The sequence below is a fragment of the Streptomyces sp. NPDC031049 genome, assembly GCF_055571015.1.
Genome location: NZ_JBVIGC010000001.1, coordinates 543,801 through 569,345 on the forward strand (window position 1 = coordinate 543,801; position 25,545 = coordinate 569,345).

Genomic DNA, 25,545 nt, shown 5'->3' on the forward strand with positions numbered 1-25,545 from the left:
AAGAAGGGGTGGGGCATGGACCGCACCGTCATCGCCTACGTCATCTACCTGGCCGTCAGCATCGCCCTGACCGTCTGGGTGGCCCGCACGCTCAGCCGCAACGGCCGGGTCTTCCTGGCCGACGTCCTGCACGGCAACGAAAAGCTCGCCGACGCCGTCAACCACCTCCTGGTGGTCGGCTTCTACCTGGTCAACCTGGGCTTCGTCGCCCTCTACCTGAGCGACGACGAGACGATCGCCGACACCCGCGGGATCTTCGAGGCCCTGTCGACCAAGCTGGGCGTGGTGCTGCTGGTCCTCGGCGTGATGCACCTGGGCAACGTCTACGTGCTCAACCGCATCCGGCGGCGCGGGATGATGGAGCGGGAGCAGACCCCGCCGGTCGACCCGCAGGGCTTCCTCGCCCCGCCGGCCGGTGCCTGAGCCGATGGCTCCCGCGACCGCGACGGCCGGCGCCCCCGTGCGCCGGCTCACCGTCCTCTACGACGCCGAGTGCGCGCTGTGCGCCTTCGTGCGGGACTGGCTGCTGCGGCAGCGGCAACTGGTCCCGCTGGAGCCGGTGCCGGCCGGCTCCGAAGAGGCCCGGCGCCGGTTCCCGGGCCTCGACCACGCCGCCACCCTCGAGGAGATCACCGTCGTCGGCGACGCCGGTCAGGTCTACCGGGGCGCCGCCGCCTGGATCGTCACCCTGTGGGCGCTGAAGGAGCACCGGCCGCTCGCCCACCGGCTGAGCACCCCCGCCGGGGCGAGGCTGGCCAGGGGAGCGGTGCTGGCCGCCGCCAAGTGGCGGGGCGGCCAGTGGGGCGGCCGGACCTATCGCCGGGCCGACGGCTGGTCCTACGACCCGCGCACCGGGTGGACGTACGCCGCACCGGGCTGTGCCGGCGGCGCCTGCGCCACTGGCTAGGCTCCCTACCGTGCCTGCGAAGAACGACGGCCCCGTCGAGGGGGCCCAGCCCAGCAAGTCCGAGCAGACCCGCGCGCTGATCCTGGAGACGGCCATGCGGCTGTTCCAGGAGCGCGGTTACGACCGGACGACGATGCGGGCCATCGCCCAGGAGGCCGGCGTCTCCGTCGGCAACGCCTACTACTACTTCGCCGGCAAGGAACACCTGATCCAGGGCTTCTACGACCGGATCGCCGCCGAGCACCAGGCGGCGGTCCGGGAGGTCCTGGCCCGGGAGACGGACCTGGAGGCACGACTGGCGGGCGTGCTGAAGGTGTGGCTGGACATCGCCACGCCCTACCACGAGTTCGCGGTGCAGTTCTTCAAGAACGCCGCCGACCCGGACAGCCCGCTCAGCCCCTTCTCCCCGGAGTCGGAGCACGCGCGCCGGGAGGCCATCAGCGTGCACCGGGCGGTGCTGGCCGGGGCGAAGACCAAGGTGCCCGGGGAACTGCGCGACATCCTGCCCGAGTTGATGTGGCTCGCGCAGATGGGACTCGTCCTGTACTGGATCTTCGACCGCACGGAGGGCCGCGAGCGCAGCTACCGCCTCGCCGAGCGCGGCGCCCGGCTCACGGCCCGGGGCGTGGCGCTGGCCCGCTTCCGGGTGCTGCGCCCGCTGGTGCGCGAGGTGCACGAGCTGTTCACGGACTTCCTGCCGGGGATGACCCGGGCCCTCCCGGACCCGGCGAAGGGACCCGCGCAGGGCCTGGCGAAGGATCCCGCCAACGGTCCGGCGAACGGCCCGGCGGGAAAGCCCGCCGATCAGGCCTGACGGGACGCCAGCTCGATCACGGTGATGTCCGACGGCGCCCCCACCCGGGTGGGCGGGCCCCACGCTCCGGCGCCCCGGCTGACGTACAGCTGGGTGTCGCCGTAGCGCTCCAGCCCCGCGACGGTGGGGTTGGCGAGGCCGGCGAGGAGGGGGCCGGGCCAGAGCTGGCCGCCGTGCGTGTGGCCGGAGAGCTGGAGGTCGACGCCGTGGTCGACGGCCTCGTGGATCTGCACCGGCTGATGGGCGAGCAGCACGCAGGCGCGGGCCCGGTCCCGGTCGCCGAGGGCACGGGCGTAGTCGGGGCCGTGGCCCTCGTCCTCGCCCGCCACGTCGTTGACGCCGGCGAGGTCGAAGTGGGGCAGTTCCGTACGGGCGTTCTCCAGCGGGCGCAGCCCCAGGCGCCGCACCTCCTCCACCCACTGCTCGGCGCCGGAGAAGTACTCGTGGTTGCCGGTGACGAAGAAGCTGCCGTGCCGGGCCTCGAGTCCTGCGAGCGGCGCCGCGGCCGGGCCGAGGTCCTTCACGCTGCCGTCCACCAGGTCGCCGACGACCGCGATCAGGTCGGGCCGCGTGGAGTTGATCGTGTCGACGACCTTCTGGGCGAAGCCCCGGCCGAGCACCGGGCCCAGGTGGATGTCGCTGACCACGGCGATGCGGTAGCCGTGCGCGGCCCGCGGCAGCTTGGCCAGCGGCACGGTGACCCGCTTGACCGTCGGGCCGTTCAGCACGCCGTACGTGCCGTGTCCGACCGTCCCGAGGGCCACGGCGGCGGCGGCACCGCCGACGACCCTGGAGACGAACAGGCGGCGGGAGGGAGCGGCGAGGGGCCGGTCCGGGGGCGTGCCGTCGGACTCGGGTCCGTCGGCCGCGGGTCCGGCCGGAGGGGATCCGGCGGGCGCGGCTCCGGCGGGCGGCACGGGCGCGGCCTCGGGCTCGGTCTCGGGCGCCCGCAGCGGGCCGGCCCCGGGGTCGGGCGCCGGCGCCCGGTCCGCTCCGGGCTCGGACTCCGGCGTCTTCGGCGGTGCCGTGCCGGCCGGTATGCGCTCCGGGGCCGCCGGGGCAGGGGCCGCCGTGCCGGGGGCCGGCGCGGCACCCGTCCGTGCGGCGGCCCGCCGCTTCAGCAGCCGGCCCAGCAGCGGCCGTACGACCTCCCCCGCGAGCAGCGCCAGCAGCAGGTAGACCGACAGGGCCAGCCACAGGTAGCCCGGCCAGGCCAGCACCTGCTGGAGCCAGAAGGGAGCGCCGGCCCGTCCGGCGACCAGGGCGCCGATGGCCAGCGCCCACCCCCCGGCGATCAGTACCGCGCCCGCGCGGCGCACCGCGCCGGGGCCGCGGGTGGTGTCGCGGAACAGCCGCCGCCACACGTACCAGTTCGCCGTCGCCAGGACGCCCACCACGGTCAACGCGACGAGCGCGAAGACGACCACCATGCCGTCGAGTCCCCTCAGTCGTGAGATGTGCGGCGCAGTGCGCGCAGACCGCGCAACCCGAGGACCCCGATGACCGTCCCCAATACGAAGGAGACGACGGCCAGCGTCAGATGCACCCAGAAGTACGCCGTGGGGTCGCCGTCCTCGAAGGCGAGCCCGCTGCTGTCCTTGAACAGGTTGTTGACGAAAGTGATCCAGATGACCCAGCTCCACACCCCGAAGGCGAGCAGGAACCAGGAGACGGGGCGGCTGAGCTTCATGGCACCAGTATCGCCGGGCCGTGTCCGGAACGCTGTGCGGGGTGGGGAGGGGGCCGGGACTTCCGGGCGGCCGGGAGGTACGTTCTCCGTCGTGCCCGCACCCATGACGACCGCCAGGCGCTCCCTGGCGGTCACCGCCGCCGTCCTGACCACCGCCGCCTCGCTCGCCCTGACCGGGCCCGCCGCGCACGCGGCCCCGAGCCCCTCGGCGAGCCCGTCCACGAGCCCGTCGGCCACTCCCCCGGCGACGATGTCCTCCGTGGGCGGCGCCCGGCTCGGGCAGCCGGGGACGCAGGTCAATCTGGCGACCGGCGTGCCGGTGCTGCCCAAGGACGTCACCGCCCGCTCCTGGATAGTCGCCGACGCCGAGTCCGGCGATGTGCTCGCCGCGCACAACGCGCACTGGCGGCTGGCCCCGGCGAGCACCCTGAAGATGCTGTTCGCCGACACGCTGCTGCCGAAGTTCCCCCGCGACCAGAAGCACAAGGTGGCCCCCTCCGACCTGGCGGGCGTCGGCCCCGGCTCCAGCATGGTCGGCATAAAGGAGGGCGAGACGTACACGGTGCACGACCTGTGGCTCGGGGTGTTCCTGCGCTCCGGCAACGACGCGGTGCACGTGCTGTCCGCCATGAACGACGGCGGCCTGGAGGGCACCGTCGCGGAGATGAACGACCGCGCCGAGGAGCTTCAGGCCCTCGACACGCACGTGGTCAGCCCGGACGGCTACGACGAGCCGGGTCAGGTCTCCTCCGCCTACGACCTGACCCTGATCGCGCGGTCCGGGCTCCAGAAGAAGGACTTCCGCGAGTACGCCTCGACCGTCCGGGCCAAGTTCCCCGGCAAGACGACCAAGGACAAGAAGGGCAGGACGACCCGCGACTCCTTCGAGATCCAGAACACCAACCGGCTGCTCACCGGCGACTCGGACGTCGAGGTCTACCCGGGTATCGCCGGTGTGAAGAACGGCAGCACCACCAACGCCGGCTCCACCTTCACCGGCGTCGCCGAGCAGGGCGGCAAGGTGCTGCTGGTCACCGTCATGAACCCGGAGAAGGACGAGCACAACGAGGTCTACAAGGAGACCGCCCGGCTCTTCGACTGGGGCTTCAAGGCGGCCGGCAAGGTGGAGCCGGTCGGCGAGCTGGTGCCGCCGAAGAGCGCCGTGCCGCCGAGCGCGTCGCCGAGTGCGGGCCCCGCCGGTGAGGCGGGCGGCGCCGCGGCCGGGGAGGGCGCCGCGGGGACCCGGCCGGTGGCCGGTGCCGCGGCGGCGGACGGCTCCAGCGGCATCGGGACCGCGCTGGCGGTCACCGGCGGGGTGCTGGCGCTGCTCGCCGGCGGCGTGTTCCTGGTCAACCGCCGGTGGCCGCTGCCCGATCTGGTGCGTCGCCGCTCCCGTCCCTGACCGCGCCCGCGCCCTCGCCGTCGTCGTCCTTGCTGCCAGTCGCCGTCCACGCGGCGCAGAACAGCACCAGCTTGCAGGTGAAGTTGATCCACAGCAGCAGGGCGACGGGCACGCCGAACGCGCCGTACATGTTCTTCGCGGCCACGCCCTGCATATAGCCGCTGAGCAGCAGCTTGAGCAGTTCGAAGCCGACGGCGCCGATCAGCGCGGCCACCACCAGGCGGCGGCGCGGCGGTTCGGCGCCGGGCAGCAGACCGAGGACGTAGAGCAGGACGAGGAAGTCGGCGAGGACGGCGACGGCGAACGCCGCGATGTACAGCAGGACCCCGCCGACTCCCCCGCTGTCCATGCCCAGTTGGCGGATGATCCAGCCGACCAGCGCGGAGGCGACGGTGGAGATCGCGATCGTGATCAGCAGGGCGCCACCGAGACCGACCAGGATGCCCGCGTCCTTGGCCCGGTGCAGCACCGGGTTCTCCTCCTCGTCCGGCAGCTCCCAGACGGCGCGCAGACAGCCCCGGGTGGCGTCGATCCAGCCGATGCCGGTGAGCAGCAGCAGGACGCCCGCGATGACCCCGACGGTGCCGGCGTTCGCCACCAGGCCCTCGATGTTCAGCTGGTCGGAGATGCCGGGGATCTGCTCGGCGATCTTCTCCTGGATCCGGTCCTGCTGCTCCTTGCTGAGCGTGGCGGCGGTGACGGCACCGGCCAGGGCGAGCAGCGGGAACAGTGCGACGAAGCTGGTGAAGGTCATGGCGGCGGCCAGCCGCGCCCACTTCACCCGGTCCAGGCGCTCGTACGACCGCCATGCGTGCGTGGCCGTCAGCCGGGTCACCCACGGGCCCACGACGGGAAGCTTTTTCAGCCAGTCCATGATCCGACCCTGCCCCCACTCCGCTCCGTCCATGAACGCCGGTCCCCGGTGGCACGGAAGACCAGTGTCCGTGTGCCCCAGAAACGCAGAAGTGTGGCCAGCGCCATGCCGACTCCCGCTCCGGAGACGGTGTCCGCGGTCTGCGAGGTGAGGCCGAGGCCGTAGTGGCTGACGGCCAGGCACAGCAGTTGCACGGCGGCCCCGGCGAGGTTGACCGCGAAGAACACGGCGCAGGGGCGCAGCCCGCGGGGGCGCAGGTGCCGGTAGGTGCCGAGGGCGTTGCCGGCGTACGCCACCGAGCAGCCGGCGACGAAGGACAGCGCCTTGGCGGTGAGCGGGTCGACGCCGGCGGGTCCGCGCAGCACGGTGAACAGGGCCAGGTCGGTGGCGTAGGCGAGCAGGCCGGCGGTGGCGAACCCGACGAGTTCGCGCCGGTCGGCTACCAATTGGCCACCGCCAGGGCGTACATGGCCACCCATGCCGCACCGATCAGGGCGAGGGCCCGGTCGCGCAGGACGACGTCCTCGGGTTCCCCGGCGGTGCCGCGGTCGGCGAAGACGGCGTAGCGCAGGACGGCGAGGATGAAGGCGGCCATGGACAGCTGGCGCCAGGGCAGCACGCTGGTGTGCGGGACGCCGCCCTCCTCCATGGCCCACAGGCAGTAGCCGAGGACGGCGACGCCGGCCGCGAGCTGCCAGACGAAGCGGAGGTAGCCGGTGGTGTACTCGGTGAGCAGGGCGCGGGTGGCGCCCGCCTTCCCTGCCATCTGCACGGCCTCCGAGTAGCGCTTGGCCGCGACCATGAACAGCGCACCGAACCCGGTGGTGATCAGGAACCAGCGGGAGAGCGGGATGCCGAGCGCCGGTCCGCCGATCATCGCGCGCATCAGGAAGCCGGTGGTGACCACGGCGAGGTCGACGACCAGGACGTGCTTGAGGCTGACGCAGTAGGCCAGTTGCATCACCAGGTAGGCGGCCAGCACCAGGGCGACGGCCGGCGGGCACAGCCAGGCGGCGGCGACCGGCGCCAGCACCCCGAGGGCGCCGCCGGCGGCGTACGCCACCGGTACGGGCACCTGCCCGGCGGCGACCGGGCGGTGGCGCTTGACCGGGTGGGCGCGGTCGGCGTCGACGTCGCGGGCGTCGTTGATCAGGTAGACGGCGGCGGAGCACGCCGTGAACAGGACGAAGACCAGCGCGGTCCGGGTCAGCGCGGCCACGGAGAACAGCTCGCCGGCGGCGGCCGGGGCGGCGACCACGAGCACGTTCTTGACCCACTGGCGGGGGCGGGCGGTGCGCAGCAGCCCGCCGAGGACGCCGCCCCCGCCGGGCGGCGCGGGGGGCTGCTCCTGGGCGGTGCGCCGGTGCAGTACGGCCGTGTCAGCCACGAACGGCTCCTCTCATCCAGTCGGCGCCGAGCCGCGCCGTGAGGACGCCCAGGGCGGCGCCCGCGGCGACGTCCGAGGGGTAGTGGACGCCGACGACCAGCCGGGACAGGCACACGGCGGCGGCCAGCGGCCACAGCGCGCGGGCCCGGCGCGGGCCGAGCGCGCCGAACGCGACGGCGGCGGCGGCGGCCGAGGTGGCGTGCGAGCTGGGGAAGGAGTGCCGCCCGGCGGTGCGCACCAGGGGCTCGACGTGCGCGGGGCGGGGGCGGCGCACCACCCGTTTCACGCCCATGCTGACGAGGTGCGCTCCCGCGGTGAGGGCGGTGCCGCGCAGCCAGGCGCCACGCCGGGGGCCGTCCACGGCGGCCGAGGTGAGGCCCGCCGCGAGCCACACGGCCCCGTGCTCCCCGGCCCAGGACAGGGCGCGCGCGGCACCGGCCACGCGCGGGTCGGCGCCGTACGCCCTGAGCGCGGTCACGATCCGGTGGTCCAGGTCCATGGGGACTGACTGTTCCTGCCGCCGCGGCCGGAACCCCGGAAAAACTCCGTGAATACCGTGCGACATCCCATTAATCACCCGTTTCGGGGATGAAAGGGATGTTTCATGACCGGTCGCTCATTCATCGGCGATACGGTCGCCGCCATGTCCGTCGACACCACCGTTTCCGTCACCGGCTGGGGCCGCACCGCCCCCACCGCCGCCCGGCTGATCCGCCCCCGGAGCTACGAGGAGGCGGCGGCAGCCGTCCGGGAGTGCGGGGCCCGCGGCGGCATCCCGCGGGGCCTGGGGCGGGCGTACGGCGACGCGGCGCAGAACGCGGGCGGCACCGTGCTCGACATGACCGGCCTGGACCGCATCCACGCCATCGACGTCGAGGGCGGCACCGTGCTGTGCGACGCGGGCGTCTCCCTGCACCGTCTGATGGAGGTGCTGCTGCCGCTCGGCTGGTTCGTGCCCGTGACCCCCGGCACCCGCTACGTCACCGTCGGCGGGGCCATCGGCGCCGACATCCACGGCAAGAACCACCATGTGTCCGGCTCCTTCGCCCGCCATGTGCTGTCCCTGGAGCTGCTCACCGCCGACGGGCAGGTCCGCTCGGTGGCCCGCGGCACCCCGCTGTTCGACGCGACCGCCGGCGGCATGGGCCTGACCGGCGTGATCCTGACCGCGACGGTGCGGCTCCAGCCGGTCGAGACGGCGCTGATGTCCGTCGACACCGAGCGGGCGGGCGACCTCGACGACCTGATGAACCGGCTCGCCGCCACCGACCACCGCTACCGCTACTCCGTCGCCTGGATCGACCTGCTCGCCCGGGGTTCGGCGACCGGCCGCGCGGTGCTCACCCGCGGCGACCACGCGCCGCTGGACGCGCTGCCGGAGCGGTCCCGGGCGCGGGCGCTCGCCTTCCGCACCTCCCGTCTCCCGGCCGCCCCCGCCCTGGTCCCGGAGGGCCTGCTCAGCCGCACGACCGTGGGCCTGTTCAACGAGCTGTGGTACCGCAAGGCGCCCCGCGCCCGCCGTGGCCGGCTCCAGCGGATCTCCACGTTCTTCCACCCCCTGGACGGCGTCCCCCACTGGAACCGGATCTACGGCCGCGGCGGCTTCGTGCAGTACCAGTTCGTCGTCGGCTACGGCCAGGAGGACGCCCTGCGCCGCATCGTGCAGCGGATCTCCGAGCGCCGCTGCCCCTCGTTCCTGGCCGTCCTCAAGCGCTTCGGCGACGCCGACGCCGGCTGGCTCTCCTTCCCCGTGCCGGGCTGGACCCTCGCTCTGGACATCCCGGCGAACCTGCCCGGCCTCGGTGCCTTCCTCGACGAGCTGGACGAGGAGGTCGCCCGGGCCGGCGGCCGGGTCTACCTGGCCAAGGACTCCCGGCTGCGGCCGGAGCTGCTCGCCGCGATGTATCCGCGTCTGGACGACTTCCGTGCCCTGCGCGCGGAGCTGGACCCGCGCGGGGTGTTCGTCTCCGACCTCTCCCGCCGACTCGCCCTCTGACCTTCTGGAGCTGCCGTGAAGGACGCCTTCGGTCTCCCTCAGTCCCTGCTCGTCCTCGGCGGTACGTCCGAGATCGCGCTGGCCACCGCCCGCCGGCTGATCGCCCGCCGTACCCGCACCGTGTGGCTCGCGGGCCGGCCCTCGCCGGGCCTGGACGCCGCCGCCGAACAACTGCGCGGCCTCGGCGCCACCGTGCACACCGTCGCCTTCGACGCCCTGGACCCCGAGTCGCACGAGGCGGCGCTCGGCAAGGTCTTCGCCGAGGGCGACGTCGACATGGTGCTGCTGGCCTTCGGCATCCTCGGCGACCAGGCGCACGACGAGCGGGAGCCGGTGAGCGCCGTGCGGGTCGCGCAGACCAACTACACGGGCGCCGTCTCGGCCGGCCTGGTGTGCGCCCGCAATCTCCAGAACCAGGGCCACGGCTCGCTGGTGGTGCTCTCCTCCGTGGCCGGTGAGCGGGCCCGCCGGGCCAACTTCATCTACGGCTCCAGCAAGGCCGGCCTGGACGCCTTCGCGCAGGGGCTGGGCGACGCGCTGCACGGCACGGGCGTGCACGTGATGGTCGTACGCCCCGGGTTCGTCCGGTCGAGGATGACCGCGGGCCTTCGCAAGGCTCCGCTGGCGACCACCCCGGAGGCGGTGGCCGCCGCCGTCGAACTGGGGCTCAGGCGCCGATCGGAGACCGTGTGGGTGCCGGGCGCGCTGCGCGTGGTGATGGCGGCGCTGCGCCATCTGCCCCGGCCGGTGTTCCGGCGGCTGCCGGTCTAGGGGCGGACCCTAGCGCGCGGGCAGGGTGCCGCGGTCGACGCGGCCCGCCTGGGGCGGGACGACCGCGCTGCCGAAGGGGAACTCGCGCAGCTTGCGCCAGACCCCGTCGGCGCCCTGCTCGTAGAGCGCGAAGCCGGTGCACGGCCACTGGGCGGCGTAGTCGGCCAGCTCCTCGAAGGCGCGGTCCATCGCCGCCTCCTCGATGCCGTGCGCCACCGTGACGTGGGGGTGGTAGGGGAACTGCAGTTCGCGGGCGACCGGCCCGGAGGCGTCCCGGATCCGCTGCTGGAGCCAGGAGCAGTCCTCGACGCCCTCCACCACCCGGACGAAGACCACCGGCGACAGCGGCCGGAAGGTCCCGGTGCCGGACAGCCGCATCGGGAACGGCCGTCCGGCGGACGCCACGCGCGCCAGGTGCGCCTCGATCGCGGGGAGCGCCGCCGCGTCGACCTCCGTCGGCGGCAGCAGGGTGACGTGCGTGGGGATGCCGTGCGCCGCGGCGTCGCCGAAGCCCGCGCGCAGCTGCTGAAGCCGGCTGCCGTGAGGCTCCGGGACCGCGATCGAGACACCGATCGTTACGGTCCCCACGTCGTCTCCTGTCGTTTTGTCGGACACCCGGTTATCGACTGTACGGCCACGACCGTGCCGCGGGCAGGCGCAACCGACGTGATGTACGGCGCTCGGGGGCGCTGCGTGGTGCTCTCAGTGCTTGGCGGGCAGGAAGCCCACCCGCTCGTACGCCCGGGCGAGGGTCTCGGCGGCGACCGCGCGGGCCTTCTCCGCGCCCTTGGCCAGGACCGAGTCCAGCGTCTCGGGGTCGTCCAGGTACTGCTGGGTGCGCTCGCGGAACGGCGTGGCGAAGTCGACCATGATCTCGGCGAGGTCGGTCTTGAGCGCGCCGTACATCTTGCCCTCGTAGTCCCGCTCCAGCTCGGCGATCGACTTGCCGGTGAGGGTCGCGTAGATCGTGAGGAGGTTGCTGACGCCCGGCTTGTTCTCGGCGTCGTAGCGGATCACGGTGTCGGTGTCGGTGACCGCGCTCTTGACCTTCTTGGCGGTGGCCTTCGGCTCGTCCAGGAGGTTGATCAGGCCCTTCGGCGTGGACGCCGACTTGCTCATCTTGATCGACGGGTCCTGGAGGTCGTAGATCTTCGCCGTCTCCTTCAGGATGTACGGCTTCGGCAGGGTGAAGGTGTCGCCGAAGCGGCCGTTGAAGCGGTCGGCGAGGTCGCGGGTCAGCTCGATGTGCTGGCGCTGGTCCTCGCCGACGGGCACCTCGTTGGCCTGGTAGAGCAGGATGTCCGCGACCTGGAGGATCGGGTACGTGAACAGGCCGACGGAGGCGCGGTCGGTGCCCTGCTTGGCGGCCTTGTCCTTGAACTGGGTCATGCGGGACGCCTCGCCGAAGCCGGTGAGGCAGTTCATGACCCAGGCGAGCTGGGCGTGCTCGGGGACGTGGCTCTGCACGAAGAGCGTGCAGCGGTCCGGGTCCAGCCCGGCCGCCAGCAGCTGGGCGGCGGCCAGCCGGGTGTTGGCGCGCAGTTCCTTCGGGTCCTGCGGGACCGTGATCGCGTGCAGGTCGACGACCATGTAGAACGCGTCGTGGGTCTCCTGGAGGGCCACCCACTGGCGCACGGCGCCGAGGTAGTTGCCGAGGTGGAACGAGCCGGCGGTGGGCTGGATGCCGGAGAGCACGCGGGGTCGGTCAGTGGCCATGGTGCTTATTGTCGCAGAGGGCCCGGGGGGTTCCGTGCGTGGGGAACTGCGGACCGTGGTGGCTGGTCGCGCCCACGCGGCGGAGCCGCACATCGCATGCGGCCCCGCCCCCGTTCGGGGCGCTCAGCCCAGGTCGATCTCCGGGTACAGGGGGAAGCCCTTGACCAGGTCCGTGGCGCGCTGGGCGATCTCGTCCGCGACCTTCGGGTCCAGGACGTGGGACGCCTTCGAGGGGGCGCCCGACTTCGTGGTGCCGGGCTCCGTGGTCGTCAGTACGCGGTCGATCAGGGCCGCCACCTCGTCCATCTCCGCGGTGCCCAGGCCCCGGGTGGTGAGGGCGGGGGTGCCGATGCGGATGCCGGAGGTGTACCAGGCGCCGTTGGGGTCGGCCGGGATGGCGTTGCGGTTGGTGACGATGCCGGAGTCGAGGAGGGCGGCCTCGGCCTGGCGGCCGGTGAGGCCGTAGGAGGTGGCGACGTCGATCAGGTTGAGGTGGTTGTCGGTGCCGCCGGTCACCAGCGTGGCGCCGCGGCGCATCAGGCCCTCGGCCAGCGCGCGGGAGTTGTCGACGATGCGCTGGGCGTAGTCCTGGAAGGCGGGCTGCCGGGCCTCGGCGAGGGCGACCGCCTTGGCGGCCATGACGTGCGGGAGCGGGCCGCCGAGGACCATCGGGCAGCCGCGGTCGACCTGGTCCTTGAGGGAGTCGTCGCACAGCACCATGCCGCCGCGCGGGCCGCGCAGCGACTTGTGGGTGGTCGTCGTGACGATCTGGGCGTGCGGGACGGGGTCGAAGTCGCCGGTGAGCACCTTGCCCGCGACCAGGCCGGCGAAGTGCGCCATGTCGACCATGAGGGTCGCGCCGACCTCGTCGGCGATCTCCCGCATGATCCGGAAGTTCACCAGGCGCGGGTAGGCGGAGTAGCCGGCGACGATGATCAGCGGCTTGAACGCGCGGGCCTGGGCGCGCAGCGCCTCGTAGTCGATCAGGCCGGTGGCCGGGTCGGTGCCGTAGGAGCGCTGGTCGAACATCTTGCCGGAGATGTTCGGGCGGAAGCCGTGGGTGAGGTGGCCGCCGGCGTCGAGGGACATGCCGAGCATGCGCTGGTTGCCGAAGGCCTGGCGCAGCTCGGCCCAGTCGGCGTCGGTCAGCTCGTTGATCTGGCGGACGCCGGTCTTGGCCAGGAAGGGGGCCTCGACGCGGTCGGCGAGAACGGCCCAGAAGGCGACCAGGTTGGCGTCGATGCCGGAGTGCGGCTGGACGTAGGCGTGGCGGGCGCCGAACAGCTCGCGGGCGTGCTCGGCGGCGAGGGACTCCACGGTGTCGACGTTGCGGCAGCCGGCGTAGAAGCGGCGGCCGACGGTGCCCTCGGCGTACTTGTCGCTGAACCAGTTGCCCATCGCCAGCAGCGTGGCCGGCGAGGCGTAGTTCTCGGACGCGATCAGCTTGAGCATCTCGCGCTGGTCGGCGACCTCCTGGCCGATCGCGTCGGCGACGCGCGGCTCGACGGTGCGGATGACGTCGAGGGCGGCGCGGTAGGCGGCGGACTCCCGGGACTGGGACGCGGGCGAGTCGGACATCAGGACCTCCGGACGTGGCGTTCGGCGTACACGGTTCGGCCCAGGCGCACGGCACACATTCCCGTACGGGCCGCTCCCCGATGGTCGGTCCCATCCCAGCGCGCCAGTCACGGCCCTGAGTCAGCCTACCGGGTGCCCCCGGCCGTCCCCGGCGGACGTCCGCCATGCGGGCGCAGCGGTCACAGGATCACGTGCGGCAGGAAGCGGGCGTACTCGTCCGTCACCAGGCCCGAGGACTCCCGGATGCCCAGACCGGCCGGCTCGTTCTCCACGACCCAGGCGCCCAGCACGACGCGGTTGCCGTCGAAGTCGGGCAGCGGGGCCAGCGCCTGGTAGCAGCAGGGCTCCTCGCGCGGGGCCGGGTCGGTGCCCGGCTGGTGGACGGTGACGCCCGCGCCCTCGCGGCCCAGCAGCGGCTTGGCGACCCAGCCGGTGGTGGCGGCCAGCTCGCGCGGGCCGTCCAGGTAGGCGGGGAGCAGGTTGCGGTGGCCGGGGTACAGCTCCCAGAGGATCGCCAGCAGCGCCTTGTTGCTCAGCAGCATCTTCCAGGCGGGCTCGATCCACAGGGTGGAGCCGGTGCCGCCGCCGTTGTCGAGGGTGTCCAGGACGTGGCCGGCGAAGCGGTCGGTGGTGAGCCACTCCCAGGGGTACAGCTTGAAGATGCTGCGGACGAAGCGGAGCCGGCCGTCCACGAAGCGGCCCGAGAGGCGGTCCCAGCCGATCTCCTCCATGGATATCCACTCGGTGGCCAGGCCGGCCTGTTCGGCGGTCTCCTTGAGGTAGGCGACCGTCATCAGGTCCTCGCCGAGTTCGTCGGCCTCGGAGTTGGCGAAGTACAGCGGCCCGCCGGGCGGCAGCAGCGCGGCCTGCCGCTTCCAGGCGTCGATCAGCCGCTCGTGGAGGGAGTTCCACTGGTCGGCGCCGGGGAAGCGCTCCTCCATCCAGAACCACTGGGGGGACGCCGCCTCCACGAGCGAGGTGGGGGTGTCGGCGTTGTACTCCAGCAGCTTGGCGGGTCCGGTGCCGTCGTAGCGCAGGTCGAAACGGCCGTAGAGGGACGGCAGTTCGGCGCGGCGGTGCCAGGCCTCGGCGACCGCGCGGGCCACCCGCGGGTCGGTGATGCCGAGGTCGGCGAAGCGGTCCTCGGCGACGATGTGCCCGGCCGCCGCCAGGCACATGCGGTGCAGCTCCTCGACGTCCTCCTCCATGGCCTCGACCTCGGGCAGGGAGAAGACGTAGTACGCACTCTCGTCCCAGTAGGGGCGCAGCGTGCCGTCGGGGTAGCGGGTCAGGGGGTAGACGCACCCCTGTTCCTCGACCGTCCGCTGCCAGCCGGGGCGGGGGTCGGTGGTGCGGCGTTCCACGGCTCAGCCGCCGCCGCTGCCCGAGCCGGAGCAGCCGAAGCCGCCGCGGTCGACGGCCTCCTCGCGGCTGAAGGTGCCGTCGTCGGCCCAGCCGCCGCTGACGTCGGCGTCGTAGTACCAGTCGGCGTCCCGGACCTTGGTCCGGCTCTTGCCGGCGGAGACGGAGGTCCTGCAGTTCTTGTCGGCGACGACCTTGTAGCCGTAGAGGAAGTCGTAGCTGCCGCGGTCCACGCAGCGGCGGTCGGGTTCCGAGCCGCAGGACGTCAGGGCCGCCGCGAGCACTCCCATGCTGCCGAGTGCCACGGTGCTCGAGCGCAGCCGTCGCCGTTTTTCCGCCATCCTGACTCCCCCTCATGTCCGACTGTCGTACGAGCGTTGCCGGGGTGGGACTTTACGGCAGTGCGCGGCACAGGGCGCCGAGGGCCCCCGTCCAGGCATGGTCGGGCGGGGTGCCGTAGCCGACGACCACCGCGTCGAGGGGTTCGGCGACCGCCTCGGGATGACGGAATACGGACAGACCCAGCAGGGCCAGCTGCTGCCAGGCCGCCGCCTGGACCACCGTCCGCTCGGTGCCGGGCGGCAGCCGCAGCACCGCGTGCAGTCCGGCGGCGATGCCTGTGGGCCGGACCTCGGGGGCACGGGCGGCGAGCGCCGCGACCAGGGCGTCCCGGCGGCGCCGGTAGCGCAGCCGGGCGGCGCGGACGTGCCGGTCGTAGGCGCCGCAGGCCAGGAACTCGGCGAGGGTCAGCTGTTCCAGCGCCGGGCAGGTGTCGCTGCCGCCCTTCGCCGCCGTGACCGGCTCCACCAGGTCCGGCGGCAGCACCGCCCAGGCCAGCCGCAGGGCGGGGGCGAGGGACTTGCTGGCGGTGCCGAGGTGGACGACGCGGTCGGGGTCGAGGCCCTGGAGGGCGCCGACGGGCTGGCGGTCGTAGCGGAACTCCCCGTCGTAGTCGTCCTCCAGGACCAGGCCGCCGGTGCGCCGCGCCCAGTCGACGACGGCGGCCCGGCGGTCGGGGTGCAGGGCCAGGCCCATCGGGAACTGGTGGGCCGGGGTGAGCAGGACGGCGCCGGCCCCGTCGGGCGGCGGGACCGGGTCGGTGCCGCGGTCGTCGAAGGGCAGGGCCACGGTGCGCAGTCCGGCCGCGGCGAGCAGGTCGCGGTGCTGGGCGAGGCCGTAGGACTCGACGGCGACCGTGTGCACGCCGCGGGCCCGCAGCGCGGTGCCGAGCAGGGTCAGGGCGTGCCCGAACCCGGAGCAGACGAGGACGCGTGCGGCGTCGGCGCGCACGCCCCGCGCGCGGGACAGGTACCCGGCGAGCGCGGCGCGCAGTTCGGGACGGCCGCGGGGGTCGCCGTAGCCGAGGGCGTCGTGGGGTGCGGCGGCGAGGGCGCGGCGGGTCGCCTTGAGCCACTCGGCGCGCGGGAACGCGGCGAGGTCGGGGGTGCCGGGGCGCAGGTCGTAGGCGGGGCGGGCGGGGGAACGGGGCCGGGGGGCGGCGTCCGGGGCGGGGGCGGCGACGGCGCGGTCCGCGACCCGGGTGCCCGAGCCCTGGCGGGCGGTGAGCCAGCCCTCGGCGACGAGGTCGGCGTAGGCGTCGGCGACGGTGTTGCGGGCGATGCCGAGGTCGGCGGCGAGGGAGCGGGAGGACGGCAGGCGGGTGCCGGGGGCCAGGCGTCCGGTGCGCACCGCCTCGCGCAGGGCGTCGGTCAGTCCGCGCCGCAGCCTTGGACCGGTCGGTTCCAGATGCAGGTCGATGCCCAGAGTGGCCCACGGTTCCGCCATGGAAATGGACCATACTCCTGGGCTGCTTCGTTCCTAGGGTCGAGGCATGACCGACCACGACACCACCACGTACGCCGCCGAGCCCACGCCCCGGATGGACTGGGCCGCGCTGGCTCCCGACGTCTTCAAGGCGATGCTCCGGCTCGACGGGGCGGCCGGGCGGGGGCTCGACCCGAAGCTGCGCGAGCTGGTGAAGATCCGCGCCTCCCAGCTCAACCACTGCGCCTTCTGCCTGGACATGCACACCAAGGACGCGCTCGCCGCGGGCGAGAGCGTCGAGCGGATCGTCCAGCTCAACGCCTGGGAGGAGTCGCCGCACTTCTACACCGAGCGGGAACTGGCGGCGCTGGAGCTGACGGAGGCGGTGACCGTCCTGACGGAGGGCTTCGTGCCGGACGCGGTGTACGAGAAGGCGGCGAAGCACTTCGAGGAGGAGGAGCTGGCGCAGCTGATCGCCGCGATCGCGGTGATCAACGCCTGGAACCGGTTCGGCGTGGCCACCCGCCGGGTGCCGGGCCACTACCGGCCGGGGCAGCACGCGTGAGCGCCCGTACGGCGGTTCTCGACGACGGGGTCCGCTCCGCGCTCCAGGCGGTGAGCGCCGCCGCCAAGCGGGGCCTGAGCGACCCGGGCCTGGCCGAGCTGGTGCAGATCCGGGCCTCGCAGCTCAACCACTGCGCGTTCTGCCTGGACCTGCATCTGGCGATCGCCCGCAAGCACGGAGTGAGCGAGAAGCAGCTCGATCTGCTGGACGCCTGGGAGGAGGCCGGGGAGGTCTTCGACGAGCGGGAGCGGGCGGCGCTGGAGCTGACCGAGGCGGTGACGGTCCTGACGGAGGGCTTCGTGCCGGACGCGGTGTACGAGAAGGCGGCCGAGCACTTCGAGGAGGACCGGCTCGCCCACCTGATCGCCTTGGTCACCGCCGTCAACACCTGGAACCGGCTGATGGTCGCCCGGCGCATCCCCGCGGGGAGCAGTCAGTGGTGAGCGCGGCCGACGTGTTCCGGGCCCTGCACCACGGCCGGGCGCCGGACGATCCCCTGGTCCTGCCCGGCCCCTGGGACGCGGCCAGCGCCCGGGTGTTCGCCGAGGCCGGCTTCCCGGCGCTGGCCACGCCCAGCGCCGGGGTCGCCGCGTCCCTCGGGTACGCGGACGGACACACCCCGGCCGACGAGATGTTCGCGGCGGTCGCGCGGATCGTGCGGGCCGTCGACGTGCCCGTGTCGGCGGACGTCGAGGGCGGCTACGGGCTGCCCGCGCGGGAGCTGGTGGAACGGCTCCTGGAGGCGGGGGCCGTGGGCTGCAACCTGGAGGACTCCGAGGGCGGGGTGCTCGAGGACCCGCACGAGCACGCCGAACGGCTCGCCGAGGTGCGGGCGGCGGCCGGGGACCGGCTGTTCGTGAACGCGCGCGTGGACACGTTCCTGCGCGGGGTCACCGACCCCGGCCGGGCGATCGAACGGGCCGCGCTGTACGTCGCCGCGGGCGCCGACTGCGTGTACCCGATCGGCGCCCCGACCGAGGTGCTGCCGCTGCTGCGGGCGGGCATCGAGGGCCCGGTGAACGTGCTCGCCGACCCCGGGGGCGGCCCCTCGTCCGCCGCGCTCGGCGAACTCGGGGCCACCCGGATCACGTTCGGGCCCCGCCTCCAGCGGCGGGCGGCCGAGGCGCTGCGGGAGCTGGCCTCGCGCCTGTGAGGGGGGTCAGGGCAGCCACTTCTTCCAGACGGACTCGTGGCTGTCCACCCACTTCTCCGCGGCCTCCCGGGGCGACAGCTTCTGCTCGGCGATCATCAGGGAGACCTCGTTCTGGTCCTCGGTCGTCCACTCGAAGTTCTTGAGCAGCTCGGCCGCGTCGCCGCCGTTCTCCGCGAAGTCGGCGTTGAGGTACTTCTGGAGCGGGGTGTGCGGATAGGCGCAGGCCACCTTCTCCGGGTCGGCGTCGCAGCCCTCCTCGTACGGCGGGAGCTTCACCTCCGTCATGGGGACCCGCTCGAACAGCCACTGCGGGGTGTACCAGTACGTCAGGAAGGGCTTCTTCTCCTTGGCGAACTGCTGGATCTGGGTGATCTGCGCCGCCTCGGAGCCGGCGAAGACGACCTCGTAGTCCAGGCCGAGGTTCTTCACCAGCGCCTTGTCGTTGGTGACGTAGGACGGGGAGCCGTCCATCAGCTGGCCCTTGCCGCCGCTCTCCGGGGTGCGGAACGCGTCGGCGTACTTGTTCAGGTTCTTCCAGTCCTTGACGTCCGGGTGCTGCTCGGCGAAGTACGTCGGGACGAACCAGCCGATGTGTCCGGTGACCCCGAGGTCGCCGCCGTCGACGATCGTCTTCTTGTCCTCGACGTAGCGCTGTTCCTGCTCGGGGTGGCCCCAGTCCTCCAGGATGGCGTCGACCCGGCCCTGGCTGAGCGCGTCCCAGGCGGGGACCTCGTCGACCTGCACGGTGTCGACGCGGTAGCCGAGTTCGTGCTCCAGCAGGTACTGGGCGACGGCCACGTTGGCCTGGGCGCCGACCCAGGACTGCACGGACAGGGTGACGGTGCGGGCGCCCTCTGCGTTCGCGAACGGCGAGGCCTGCTTGGTCATGTCGGCGGCGCCGCAGCCGGTGAGCAGCAGGAGCGCCGCACCGGCGGCCACCGCGGTGGTCGTAGGCATGCGCATGGTCACGCTCCCTTCTTCGGACGGCGTCCGGTCGGCTGGGTCACCCGGTCGAGCATCAGGCCGAGGCAGACGATCGCCGCGCCGGCCACCAGACCGGTCGCCAGGTCGCCCTGGGCGAGGCCGAAGACGACCTGGTAGCCGAGGGCGCCGCCGCCGACCAGGCCGCCGATGATGACGACGGCGAGGACCAGGACCACGCCCTGGTTGACGGCGAGCAGCAGCGAGCGGCGGGCCAGCGGCAGCTGGACCTGGCGCAGTTGCTGTCCGCTGGTGGCGCCGAGCGAGCGGGCCGACTCCAGCGCGGCCGGGTCGACCTGGCGCAGCCCCTGGGCGGTGATGCGGACCACCGCGGGCAGCGCGTAGACGACGGCCGCCGCGACGGCGGGGGCGCGGCCCACGCCGAACAGGGCGACGACCGGGATCAGGTACACGAACTGCGGCATCGTCTGGAACACGTCCAGTACGGGCCGCAGCAGCCGTTCCACGCGGTCGCTGCGGGCGGCGGCGACGCCGACGGCGACGCCCAGCACCAGGGTGACGGCGACGGCCGCCAGGACCTGGGAGAGGGTGTCCAGCGACGGCTTCCACACGCCGAGCACACCGATCGCGGCCATGGCGAGGACGGCGGTGAGCGCGGTGCGCCAGGTGCCGATCAGCCAGGCCAGGGCGGCGACGACGAGGAGCACGGACCACCAGGGCAGCCACTGGAGGCCGTCGCGGACCGGGTCCAGGACCCAGGTGGTGAAGCGCCCGGCCCAGTCGGCGGTGCCGCCGACGACGGGCACGCCCGAGTACAGGTGGGCGGTCATCCAGTCGACGGCCCCGTTGACCGGCTCGGCGATGTTCACCACCCAGGCGTCCGGCCACTCCAGCCGGCCCGCCAGGCGTCCGGCGACCGCCACGGCGACGGCGGCGGCCAGGGCGTACAGCCAGGTCAGCGGCGACCGGCCGGACTCGCCGAGGCGCTCACCGGCCGCGCCGGTGACACGGTCCAGGACGACGGCGAGCAGCACGATCGGAATGCCGGCCGCGAGGGCGGCGCCGACGTCGACGGAGGCGAGGGCCTGGTAGACGCGGTCGCCGAGGCCGCCGGCGCCGATCACGGAGGCGATGACGGCCATGGACAGCGCCATCATGATCGTCTGGTTGACGCCGAGGAGGAGTTCCTTGCGGGCCAGCGGGATCCGGGCGGTCAGCAGCCGCTGCCGGGCGGTGGTGCCGAGGGACTCGACGGCCTCCAGCACCTCCCCGTCGGCGCCGCGCAGGCCGAGCGCGGTGAGCCGGGCCATGGGCGGGGCCGCGTAGACCACGGTGGCCAGGACGGCGGCGGGGACGCCGATACCGAAGACCAGGACGACCGGGAGGAGGTAGGCGAAGGCCGGCAGCACCTGCATGGTGTCGAGCACCGGGCGCAGGACGCGGTCCATCCGGTCGGACAGTCCTGCGGCCAGGCCCAGCAGGGCGCCGACGACGACGGAGGCGACGACGGCCACCACCATCAGCGCGAGCGTCTGCATGGTCGGCACCCACATGCCGAGCAGGCCGCAGGCGAGGAAGGCCGCCGCCGTGCCGAGCGCCAGCCGCACGCCGGCCGTGCGCCAGGCGAGCAGGGCGCCGATCGCGGTCACCCCGGCCCAGCCGACGGCGAGGAGGGCGAGGTAGACGGCGCGTACGGAGACGACGACCGCGTTGCTGACGTGGCCGAAGAAGTAGAGGAACAGCGGGTGGCTGTCGCGGTTGTCGATGATCCAGTCGCTGGCCGTGCCGAGCGGTTCGGAGACGTCGACGGTGAGGGCGGCCGGCCAGCTGCCGCTCGCCCAGCGGGCGTGGGCCAGGGGCACCAGGACCGCGGCGAGGACGGCGAGCACCAGCAGCTTCCGCACGGTCCGGTGGCGCAGGACGCCGGGCGGGGCCGGGCGCGGCGCGGTGGACGCGGTGACGGTGGCCATCAGACCGCCTCCCCGGTCTGCTCCGCCTCCTTCGGGCGGCGCTCGCCCCCTGGGGACGGCACGGCGTCGGCGAAGCGGCCGGTCCCGGCGACGACGCCGAGCAGGTCGCTCGCGTCGACCACGCCCAGGCAGCGGCCGTCGCTCAGCACGCGGGCCGGGGAGCCCGCGCGGGCGACGGCCTCGATGGCCTCGGAGACGGTGGCGTCGGGGCGGACCGCCGGGCCGGTGCCGGCCTCCTCCGCGGACGCGGCGGGGCGCATGGCCGTACGGACCGTCATGACCTGCTCGCGCGGGACGTCGCGGACGAACTCGCGGACGTAGTCGTCGGCGGGCGCGCCGACGATCTCCTCGGGGGTGCCGAGCTGCACGACCCGCCCGTCGCGCATCAGCGCGATCCGGTCGCCCAGCTTCAGGGCCTCCTGGAGGTCGTGGGTGATGAAGACCATGGTGCGGCCCTCGTCGCGGTGGAGCCGGACGACCTCCTCCTGCATGTCCCGCCGGATCAGCGGGTCGAGCGCGCTGAACGGCTCGTCGAACAGCAGCACCTCGGGGTCGACGGCGAGGGCGCGGGCGAGGCCGACGCGCTGGCGCTGGCCGCCGGAGAGCTGGCTCGGGCGGCGCTGCTCCAGGCCCTGGAGACCGACCTTGGCGACGATCTCGGCGGCCCTGGCGCGCCGTTCGGCGCGGCCCACGCCCTGGATCTGGAGGCCGTAGGCGACGTTGTCGAGGACGGTGCGGTGCGGGAGCAGGCCGAAGTGCTGGAAGACCATCGCGGCCCGGTGGCGGCGCAGTTCGCGCAGCCGGGCCCTGTCCATGGCGCGGACGTCCTCGCCGTCGATGGCGATGGTCCCCGCGGTCGGCTCGATCAGCCGGGTCAGACAGCGCACCAGCGTGGACTTGCCGGACCCGGACAGGCCCATGACGACGAAGACCTCGCCCTTGCGGACGTCGAAGGAGACGTCCCGGACGGCGGCCGTGCAGCCGGTGCGGGAGCGCAGCTCCGCCGGGTCCAGGGCGGCCAGCCCGGGGTCGGCGGGGACGCGGCCCGCCTTCGGGCCGAAGACCTTCCACAGGCCGTCGACGGAGAAGACGGGCGCGTCGGCGGGCACCGCGTCGTCGGTGCCGGCGGGTATCGCGGCGTCGGTGCTCGCGGTCATCACGCATCACCGCCGATCAGCTCGACGGCGCGCTCCCCGACCATGAGCACGCCGATCATGGGGTTCACGGCGGTCATGGTCGGGAAGACGGAGGCGTCGGCGATGCGGATGCCCTCGAGGCCGCGGATGCGCAGCTCGGGGTCGACGACGGCCAGTTCGTCGCCGGCGGCGCCCATCTTGCAGGTGCCCGCCGGGTGGTAGACGGTGTGGGCGACCTTGCGGGCGTACTCGCTCAGCTCCTCGTCGCCGGTGACGTCCGGGCCGGGCGCCACCTCGCGCTTGAGCCAGCCGGCCAGCGGCTGGGTCCTGGCGATCTCCCGGGCGATCTTGATGCCGTCGACGAGGGTACGGCCGTCGTAGTCGTCCTCGTCGGTGAAGTAGCGGAAGTCCAGCGCGGGCTTGGCCTCGGGGTCGGCGCTGGTCAGGTAGAGCCGGCCGCGGCTCTTGGGCTTGGGGATGTTCGGGGTCATGGAGACGCCGAACTCCGGCCGCCGGTAGCCCAGTCGCTCCGGGTTGTCGGTGAACGGGATCTGGTAGAAGTGGAACATCAGGTCCGGGCCCGCGTGTCCGGGGTCGCGGCGCACGAACAGACCGGCGTCGGAGTCCATCGCGGAGTTGTCCGGGATCGGCCCGTTGGTCTCCCACACGATCACCGACTCCGGGTGGTCGAGCAGGTTCTCGCCGACGCCGGGCAGGTCGTGGACGACGGGGATGCCGAGGGCCTCCAGGTCGGCCCGGGGGCCGATGCCGGAGTGCATCAGCAGCCGGGGCGAGTCGACGGCGCCGGCGCACAGCACGACCTCGCGCCGGGCCTTGACCAGGACCTCCTCGCCGTCCTTGGTGCGCACGTGGACGCCCTCGGCGCGGGTGCCGTCGAACTGGAGCTTGTACGCCCAGGTCTCCAGCATGATCGTGAGGTTGGGCCGCTCGTCCATCACCGGGTGCAGGTACGCCACCGACGCCGAGGAGCGCTTGTTGTTCTCGGGGTGGTAGGCGAGGTCGAAGAAGCCGACGCCCTCGGTGAACGGCTTCTTGTTGAAGCCCTCGACGCGCGGCACGCCGAGCGCGGCCTGGGCGGCGTCGACGAAGTCGCGGGCGATGGCGTTCCGGTCCTTCTCGTCGACCGGCACGATGTTGTTGAGCAGCCGGGCGTAGTACGCCTCCATCTGCACCGCGCCCCAGCCGGTGGCGCCGGCTGCCTCCCACTCGTCCCAGTCGGAGGGCAGCGGCTTGAAGGCGATGAGGGTGTTGTGGGAGGAGCACCCGCCGAGCACCCGGGCGCGGCTGTGCCGGATGTGGGAGTTGCCGCGCGGCTGTTCGGTGGTCGGGTAGTCGTAGTCGAGTTCGCCGCCGAGCAGGCCCATCCAGCGGCGCAGGGTCAGCACGTCGTCGCGGCCGACGTCGCTGGGGCCGCCCTCGATGACGGCGACGGTGACGTCCGGGTTCTCGGTGAGCCGGGAGGCGATGACGGAACCTGCCGTTCCGCCGCCGATCACGACGTAGTCGTACTCGCGGGTGTTCTCGGGCATGGGGGTGCTCACTCCTGAGGGTGCGGGAGGGGACGTTCGGGGGGACGGGGGCCGCGGTGACCGGACCGGCGGTGCGGTGGTGCGGTGCGGTGCGGCCGGGCTGTGCGGTGCGGGGCCTGACCGGGTCCCGGGGGGCCGGAACTGCCCCCGAGGGCAGGTCAGAGCCCGGTCGGGCCCACCCGGGTCGGACGCCGGTCCGGGCCCCGCCCGGGTCGGACGCCGGTCCGGGCCCCACCCGGGTCAGCCGCCGGGCGGGTCCGGTCCGGGCCGGGGACGGCGGGCGGGCCCGGTGGGTCAGCCCGCGAACCAGCGCACCGGCTTCGGTGCGAGGTTCTGGTACACGTGCTTGGTCTCGCGGTACTCGGCGAGACCGGCCGGGCCGAGTTCACGGCCGGTGCCGCTCTTGCCGAAACCGCCCCACTCCGCCTGCGGCAGGTAGGGGTGGAAGTCGTTGATCCAGACGGTGCCGTGGCGCAGCCGGCCGGCGACGCGCCGGGCGCGGCCGGGGTCGGCGGTCCACACGCCGCCCGCGAGCCCGTACTCGGTGTCGTTGGCGAGGGCGACGGCCTCGTCCTCGGTGCGGAAGGTCTCGACGGTGAGGACGGGCCCGAAGACCTCCTCACGGACGACACGCATCTCGCGGTGGCACCGGTCGAGGACGGTCGGCTCGTAGAAGTACCCTCCCTCGGGCCGCGCGTCCGACGGCTCGGGGCGCTTGCCACCGCAGCGCAGCACGGCGCCCTCGGCGAGCGCGGAGGCGACGTACTCCTCGGTCTTGGCGCGCTGCTGCTCGGAGACGAGCGGGCCGCACTCGACGCCGTCCTCGGTGCCGCGGCCGAGCCTGATCCGCTCGGCGCGGCGGGCCAGTTCGGCGACGAACCGCTCCCGGACCGACTCCTCCACTATCAGCCGGGCGCCCGCCGAGCAGACCTGGCCGCTGTGGATGAAGGCCGCGTTGAGGGCCTGGTCGACGGCCGTGTCGAAGCCCTCCTCGGTGGCGCAGGCGTCGGCGAAGACCACGTTGGGGTTCTTGCCGCCGAGTTCGAGGGCGACCTTCTTGACGGTCGGCGCGGCGGCCTGGGCCACCTTGGTGCCGCTGACCAGGCCGCCGGTGAAGGAGACCAGGTCGACGTCGGGGTGCTCGGCGAGCCGGGCGCCGACGGTGTGGCCGGGGCCGGTGACGATGTTGGCGACGCCGGCGGGCAGGCCCGCCTCGACGAGCAGGTCGATCATGGCGACCGTCGTCAGCGGGGTGATCTCGCTGGGCTTGATGACGAAGGTGTTGCCCGCGGCGAGCGCCGGGGCCACCTTCCAGCTGGCCTGGAGCAGCGGGTAGTTCCAGGGCGTGATCATCGCGCAGACGCCGACCGGCTCGTGCACGACGACGCTGTGGACGTCGGGCGAGCCCGCGTCGACGACCCGGCCGGGCGCCTCGGCGGCGACCAGGTCCGCGAAGTAGCGGAAGGCGTCGGCGACGCAGTCGACGTCGACCCGGCCCTCCTCGACGGTCTTGCCCGCGTCGCGGCTCTCCAGCAGGCCGAGCTTCTCCCGGTCGCGCACCAGCAGATCGGCGACGCGGCGCAGCAGGGCGGCGCGCTCGGCGACCGGGGTGCGCGGCCACTCGCCCTCGTCGAAGGCGCGCCGGGCGGCGGCGACGGCGAGGTCCGCGTCCTTCTCGTCGCCCTCCGCGACCACGGCGAACGGCAGGCCGTCCGCGGGATCGAGGATCTCGCGGGTGGCACCGGAGGACGCTTCCAGCCATTCCCCTCCCGCATGAATGGTCTGCCGCGTCCTGGATACCTGATGTTCCGTACTGTCCGCCATGATCCGGTACTGCCTTCCGTTCCTGTTCAGCGTCCCTGTGTCACACGCGTGTCACTCGCGGGACCGTTAGCCCCTGCCCAGAGCCTGACCATGCATGCGGGATTCATGGCCGAAAGTGCGCCGCGTCACTGAAGATACGGACAA

Annotated in this window: 26 protein-coding genes and 1 riboswitch; of the genes, 9 read left to right on the plus strand and 17 right to left on the minus strand. The window is 73.5% G+C overall.

All coding sequences use genetic code 11. The features are described from left to right. Nucleotides 1-15: 15 nt before the first annotated feature. From ACZ45Q_RS02370 to ACZ45Q_RS02380, 3 genes are read left to right on the plus strand one after another with little or no spacing between them, the layout of a single operon-like run. Nucleotides 16-423, plus strand: coding sequence for a hypothetical protein (locus tag ACZ45Q_RS02370; RefSeq protein WP_468253904.1), 408 nt, complete (start codon nucleotides 16-18; stop codon nucleotides 421-423). A gap of 4 nt (nucleotides 424-427) precedes the next feature. Further along, nucleotides 428-907, plus strand: a complete 480-nt coding sequence (locus ACZ45Q_RS02375) for a thiol-disulfide oxidoreductase DCC family protein (protein WP_468253905.1) — start codon at nucleotides 428-430, stop codon at nucleotides 905-907. 10 nt (nucleotides 908-917) lie between these two features. Then, a complete protein-coding gene (locus ACZ45Q_RS02380; RefSeq protein WP_468253906.1) occupies nucleotides 918-1,721 on the plus strand; it encodes a TetR family transcriptional regulator in 804 nt (267 codons plus the stop codon). On the opposite strand, the gene ACZ45Q_RS02385 is transcribed toward ACZ45Q_RS02380, so the two are convergent. Both ACZ45Q_RS02385 and ACZ45Q_RS02390 read right to left on the minus strand, forming a co-directional pair. Continuing rightward, nucleotides 1,712-3,151, minus strand: coding sequence for a metallophosphoesterase (locus tag ACZ45Q_RS02385; protein ID WP_468253907.1), 1,440 nt, complete (start codon nucleotides 3,149-3,151; stop codon nucleotides 1,712-1,714). The two genes, ACZ45Q_RS02380 and ACZ45Q_RS02385, sit on opposite strands and share 10 nt — an antisense overlap. A gap of 14 nt (nucleotides 3,152-3,165) precedes the next feature. After that, a complete protein-coding gene (locus ACZ45Q_RS02390) occupies nucleotides 3,166-3,411 on the minus strand; it encodes an SCO4848 family membrane protein (protein WP_468253908.1) in 246 nt (81 codons plus the stop codon). A gap of 91 nt (nucleotides 3,412-3,502) precedes the next feature. Between ACZ45Q_RS02390 and ACZ45Q_RS02395 the strand changes: the two genes are divergently transcribed. Then, a complete protein-coding gene (locus ACZ45Q_RS02395) occupies nucleotides 3,503-4,813 on the plus strand; it encodes a D-alanyl-D-alanine carboxypeptidase family protein (RefSeq protein WP_468253909.1) in 1,311 nt (436 codons plus the stop codon). Here ACZ45Q_RS02395 and ACZ45Q_RS02400 read toward each other — a convergent pair. From ACZ45Q_RS02400 to ACZ45Q_RS02415, 4 genes are read right to left on the minus strand one after another with little or no spacing between them, the layout of a single operon-like run. Next, entirely contained in the window at nucleotides 4,761-5,687 is a 927-nt protein-coding gene (locus ACZ45Q_RS02400) for a YihY/virulence factor BrkB family protein (RefSeq protein ID WP_468253910.1), read from the minus strand. The genes ACZ45Q_RS02395 and ACZ45Q_RS02400 overlap by 53 nt on opposite strands. Then, on the minus strand, nucleotides 5,675-6,166 hold the full coding sequence (locus ACZ45Q_RS02405; RefSeq protein WP_468253911.1) for a GtrA family protein: 492 nt from the start codon (nucleotides 6,164-6,166) through the stop codon (nucleotides 5,675-5,677). The genes ACZ45Q_RS02400 and ACZ45Q_RS02405 overlap by 13 nt, the downstream gene beginning before the upstream one ends. Next, complete coding sequence (locus ACZ45Q_RS02410) at nucleotides 6,127-7,074, minus strand: decaprenyl-phosphate phosphoribosyltransferase (protein WP_468253912.1); 948 nt, start codon at nucleotides 7,072-7,074, stop codon at nucleotides 6,127-6,129. Before ACZ45Q_RS02410 ends, ACZ45Q_RS02405 begins: the two co-directional genes overlap by 40 nt. Further along, on the minus strand, nucleotides 7,067-7,573 hold the full coding sequence (locus tag ACZ45Q_RS02415) for a phosphatase PAP2 family protein (protein WP_468253913.1): 507 nt from the start codon (nucleotides 7,571-7,573) through the stop codon (nucleotides 7,067-7,069). The genes ACZ45Q_RS02410 and ACZ45Q_RS02415 overlap by 8 nt, the downstream gene beginning before the upstream one ends. A gap of 105 nt (nucleotides 7,574-7,678) precedes the next feature. Between ACZ45Q_RS02415 and ACZ45Q_RS02420 the strand changes: the two genes are divergently transcribed. Next, entirely contained in the window at nucleotides 7,679-9,070 is a 1,392-nt protein-coding gene (locus ACZ45Q_RS02420; RefSeq protein WP_468253914.1) for an FAD-binding oxidoreductase, read from the plus strand. A gap of 15 nt (nucleotides 9,071-9,085) precedes the next feature. Next, nucleotides 9,086-9,841 (plus strand): decaprenylphospho-beta-D-erythro-pentofuranosid-2-ulose 2-reductase, encoded by a 756-nt coding sequence (locus ACZ45Q_RS02425; RefSeq protein WP_468253915.1) that lies wholly within the window; start codon nucleotides 9,086-9,088, stop codon nucleotides 9,839-9,841. A gap of 9 nt (nucleotides 9,842-9,850) precedes the next feature. On the opposite strand, the gene ACZ45Q_RS02430 is transcribed toward ACZ45Q_RS02425, so the two are convergent. The 6 genes from ACZ45Q_RS02430 to pdxR form a co-directional block, all read right to left on the minus strand. Then, nucleotides 9,851-10,429 (minus strand): 2'-5' RNA ligase family protein, encoded by a 579-nt coding sequence (locus ACZ45Q_RS02430; RefSeq protein ID WP_468253916.1) that lies wholly within the window; start codon nucleotides 10,427-10,429, stop codon nucleotides 9,851-9,853. Between the two features lie 114 nt (nucleotides 10,430-10,543). Beyond that, nucleotides 10,544-11,557, minus strand: a complete 1,014-nt coding sequence (trpS, locus tag ACZ45Q_RS02435; RefSeq protein ID WP_468253917.1) for a tryptophan--tRNA ligase — start codon at nucleotides 11,555-11,557, stop codon at nucleotides 10,544-10,546. A 123-nt stretch (nucleotides 11,558-11,680) separates the two neighbouring features. Beyond that, a complete protein-coding gene (locus ACZ45Q_RS02440; RefSeq protein ID WP_468253918.1) occupies nucleotides 11,681-13,135 on the minus strand; it encodes a glycine hydroxymethyltransferase in 1,455 nt (484 codons plus the stop codon). A 31-nt stretch (nucleotides 13,136-13,166) separates the two neighbouring features. Next, nucleotides 13,167-13,256, minus strand: a riboswitch (ZMP/ZTP riboswitch). A gap of 58 nt (nucleotides 13,257-13,314) precedes the next feature. Next, a complete protein-coding gene (locus ACZ45Q_RS02445) occupies nucleotides 13,315-14,499 on the minus strand; it encodes a glutathionylspermidine synthase family protein (protein ID WP_468253919.1) in 1,185 nt (394 codons plus the stop codon). 3 nt (nucleotides 14,500-14,502) lie between these two features. After that, entirely contained in the window at nucleotides 14,503-14,838 is a 336-nt protein-coding gene (locus tag ACZ45Q_RS02450; RefSeq protein WP_468253920.1) for a hypothetical protein, read from the minus strand. Nucleotides 14,839-14,890: 52 nt separating this feature from the next. Beyond that, nucleotides 14,891-16,282, minus strand: a complete 1,392-nt coding sequence (gene pdxR / locus ACZ45Q_RS02455; protein ID WP_468253921.1) for a MocR-like pyridoxine biosynthesis transcription factor PdxR — start codon at nucleotides 16,280-16,282, stop codon at nucleotides 14,891-14,893. Between the two features lie 46 nt (nucleotides 16,283-16,328). On the opposite strand from pdxR, the gene ACZ45Q_RS02460 reads away from it, so the two are divergent. From ACZ45Q_RS02460 to ACZ45Q_RS02470, 3 genes are read left to right on the plus strand one after another with little or no spacing between them, the layout of a single operon-like run. Next, entirely contained in the window at nucleotides 16,329-16,826 is a 498-nt protein-coding gene (locus ACZ45Q_RS02460) for a carboxymuconolactone decarboxylase family protein (protein ID WP_468253922.1), read from the plus strand. Then, on the plus strand, nucleotides 16,823-17,269 hold the full coding sequence (locus tag ACZ45Q_RS02465; protein WP_468253923.1) for a carboxymuconolactone decarboxylase family protein: 447 nt from the start codon (nucleotides 16,823-16,825) through the stop codon (nucleotides 17,267-17,269). Before ACZ45Q_RS02460 ends, ACZ45Q_RS02465 begins: the two co-directional genes overlap by 4 nt. Beyond that, nucleotides 17,266-17,979, plus strand: a complete 714-nt coding sequence (locus ACZ45Q_RS02470) for an isocitrate lyase/PEP mutase family protein (protein WP_468253924.1) — start codon at nucleotides 17,266-17,268, stop codon at nucleotides 17,977-17,979. The genes ACZ45Q_RS02465 and ACZ45Q_RS02470 overlap by 4 nt, the downstream gene beginning before the upstream one ends. Before the next feature lie 6 nt (nucleotides 17,980-17,985). On the opposite strand, the gene ACZ45Q_RS02475 is transcribed toward ACZ45Q_RS02470, so the two are convergent. The 5 genes from ACZ45Q_RS02475 to ACZ45Q_RS02495 all read right to left on the minus strand — a co-directional run bounded on the left by ACZ45Q_RS02475 (nucleotide 17,986) and on the right by ACZ45Q_RS02495 (nucleotide 25,401). Further along, complete coding sequence (locus ACZ45Q_RS02475; RefSeq protein WP_468253925.1) at nucleotides 17,986-18,942, minus strand: ABC transporter substrate-binding protein; 957 nt, start codon at nucleotides 18,940-18,942, stop codon at nucleotides 17,986-17,988. Nucleotides 18,943-18,944: 2 nt separating this feature from the next. Continuing rightward, complete coding sequence (locus ACZ45Q_RS02480) at nucleotides 18,945-20,891, minus strand: ABC transporter permease (RefSeq protein WP_468253926.1); 1,947 nt, start codon at nucleotides 20,889-20,891, stop codon at nucleotides 18,945-18,947. Continuing rightward, a complete protein-coding gene (locus tag ACZ45Q_RS02485) occupies nucleotides 20,891-22,048 on the minus strand; it encodes a quaternary amine ABC transporter ATP-binding protein (RefSeq protein ID WP_468253927.1) in 1,158 nt (385 codons plus the stop codon). Before ACZ45Q_RS02485 ends, ACZ45Q_RS02480 begins: the two co-directional genes overlap by 1 nt. Next, nucleotides 22,048-23,577, minus strand: coding sequence for a GMC family oxidoreductase (locus ACZ45Q_RS02490; protein ID WP_468253928.1), 1,530 nt, complete (start codon nucleotides 23,575-23,577; stop codon nucleotides 22,048-22,050). Before ACZ45Q_RS02490 ends, ACZ45Q_RS02485 begins: the two co-directional genes overlap by 1 nt. Before the next feature lie 294 nt (nucleotides 23,578-23,871). Then, on the minus strand, nucleotides 23,872-25,401 hold the full coding sequence (locus ACZ45Q_RS02495; RefSeq protein WP_468253929.1) for an aldehyde dehydrogenase family protein: 1,530 nt from the start codon (nucleotides 25,399-25,401) through the stop codon (nucleotides 23,872-23,874). Nucleotides 25,402-25,545: the final 144 nt, after the last annotated feature.

What these genes read in the sequence shown, in the direction of transcription:
- ACZ45Q_RS02370 (WP_468253904.1), top strand. Translation starts at nt 16, where the DNA reads ATGGACCGCACCGTCATCGCCTACGTCATCTACCTGGCCGTCAGCATC.
- ACZ45Q_RS02375 (WP_468253905.1), top strand. Translation starts at nt 428, where the DNA reads ATGGCTCCCGCGACCGCGACGGCCGGCGCCCCCGTGCGCCGGCTCACC.
- ACZ45Q_RS02385 (WP_468253907.1), bottom strand. Translation starts at nt 3,151, where the DNA reads ATGGTGGTCGTCTTCGCGCTCGTCGCGTTGACCGTGGTGGGCGTCCTG.
- ACZ45Q_RS02390 (WP_468253908.1), bottom strand. Translation starts at nt 3,411, where the DNA reads ATGAAGCTCAGCCGCCCCGTCTCCTGGTTCCTGCTCGCCTTCGGGGTG.
- ACZ45Q_RS02400 (WP_468253910.1), bottom strand. Translation starts at nt 5,687, where the DNA reads ATGGACTGGCTGAAAAAGCTTCCCGTCGTGGGCCCGTGGGTGACCCGG.
- ACZ45Q_RS02405 (WP_468253911.1), bottom strand. Translation starts at nt 6,166, where the DNA reads ATGGGTGGCCATGTACGCCCTGGCGGTGGCCAATTGGTAGCCGACCGG.
- ACZ45Q_RS02415 (WP_468253913.1), bottom strand. Translation starts at nt 7,573, where the DNA reads ATGGACCTGGACCACCGGATCGTGACCGCGCTCAGGGCGTACGGCGCC.
- ACZ45Q_RS02420 (WP_468253914.1), top strand. Translation starts at nt 7,679, where the DNA reads ATGACCGGTCGCTCATTCATCGGCGATACGGTCGCCGCCATGTCCGTC.
- trpS (WP_468253917.1), bottom strand. Translation starts at nt 11,557, where the DNA reads ATGGCCACTGACCGACCCCGCGTGCTCTCCGGCATCCAGCCCACCGCC.
- ACZ45Q_RS02440 (WP_468253918.1), bottom strand. Translation starts at nt 13,135, where the DNA reads ATGTCCGACTCGCCCGCGTCCCAGTCCCGGGAGTCCGCCGCCTACCGC.
- ACZ45Q_RS02450 (WP_468253920.1), bottom strand. Translation starts at nt 14,838, where the DNA reads ATGGCGGAAAAACGGCGACGGCTGCGCTCGAGCACCGTGGCACTCGGC.
- pdxR (WP_468253921.1), bottom strand. Translation starts at nt 16,282, where the DNA reads ATGGCGGAACCGTGGGCCACTCTGGGCATCGACCTGCATCTGGAACCG.
- ACZ45Q_RS02460 (WP_468253922.1), top strand. Translation starts at nt 16,329, where the DNA reads ATGACCGACCACGACACCACCACGTACGCCGCCGAGCCCACGCCCCGG.
- ACZ45Q_RS02475 (WP_468253925.1), bottom strand. Translation starts at nt 18,942, where the DNA reads ATGCGCATGCCTACGACCACCGCGGTGGCCGCCGGTGCGGCGCTCCTG.
- ACZ45Q_RS02480 (WP_468253926.1), bottom strand. Translation starts at nt 20,891, where the DNA reads ATGGCCACCGTCACCGCGTCCACCGCGCCGCGCCCGGCCCCGCCCGGC.
- ACZ45Q_RS02485 (WP_468253927.1), bottom strand. Translation starts at nt 22,048, where the DNA reads ATGACCGCGAGCACCGACGCCGCGATACCCGCCGGCACCGACGACGCG.
- ACZ45Q_RS02490 (WP_468253928.1), bottom strand. Translation starts at nt 23,577, where the DNA reads ATGCCCGAGAACACCCGCGAGTACGACTACGTCGTGATCGGCGGCGGA.
- ACZ45Q_RS02495 (WP_468253929.1), bottom strand. Translation starts at nt 25,401, where the DNA reads ATGGCGGACAGTACGGAACATCAGGTATCCAGGACGCGGCAGACCATT.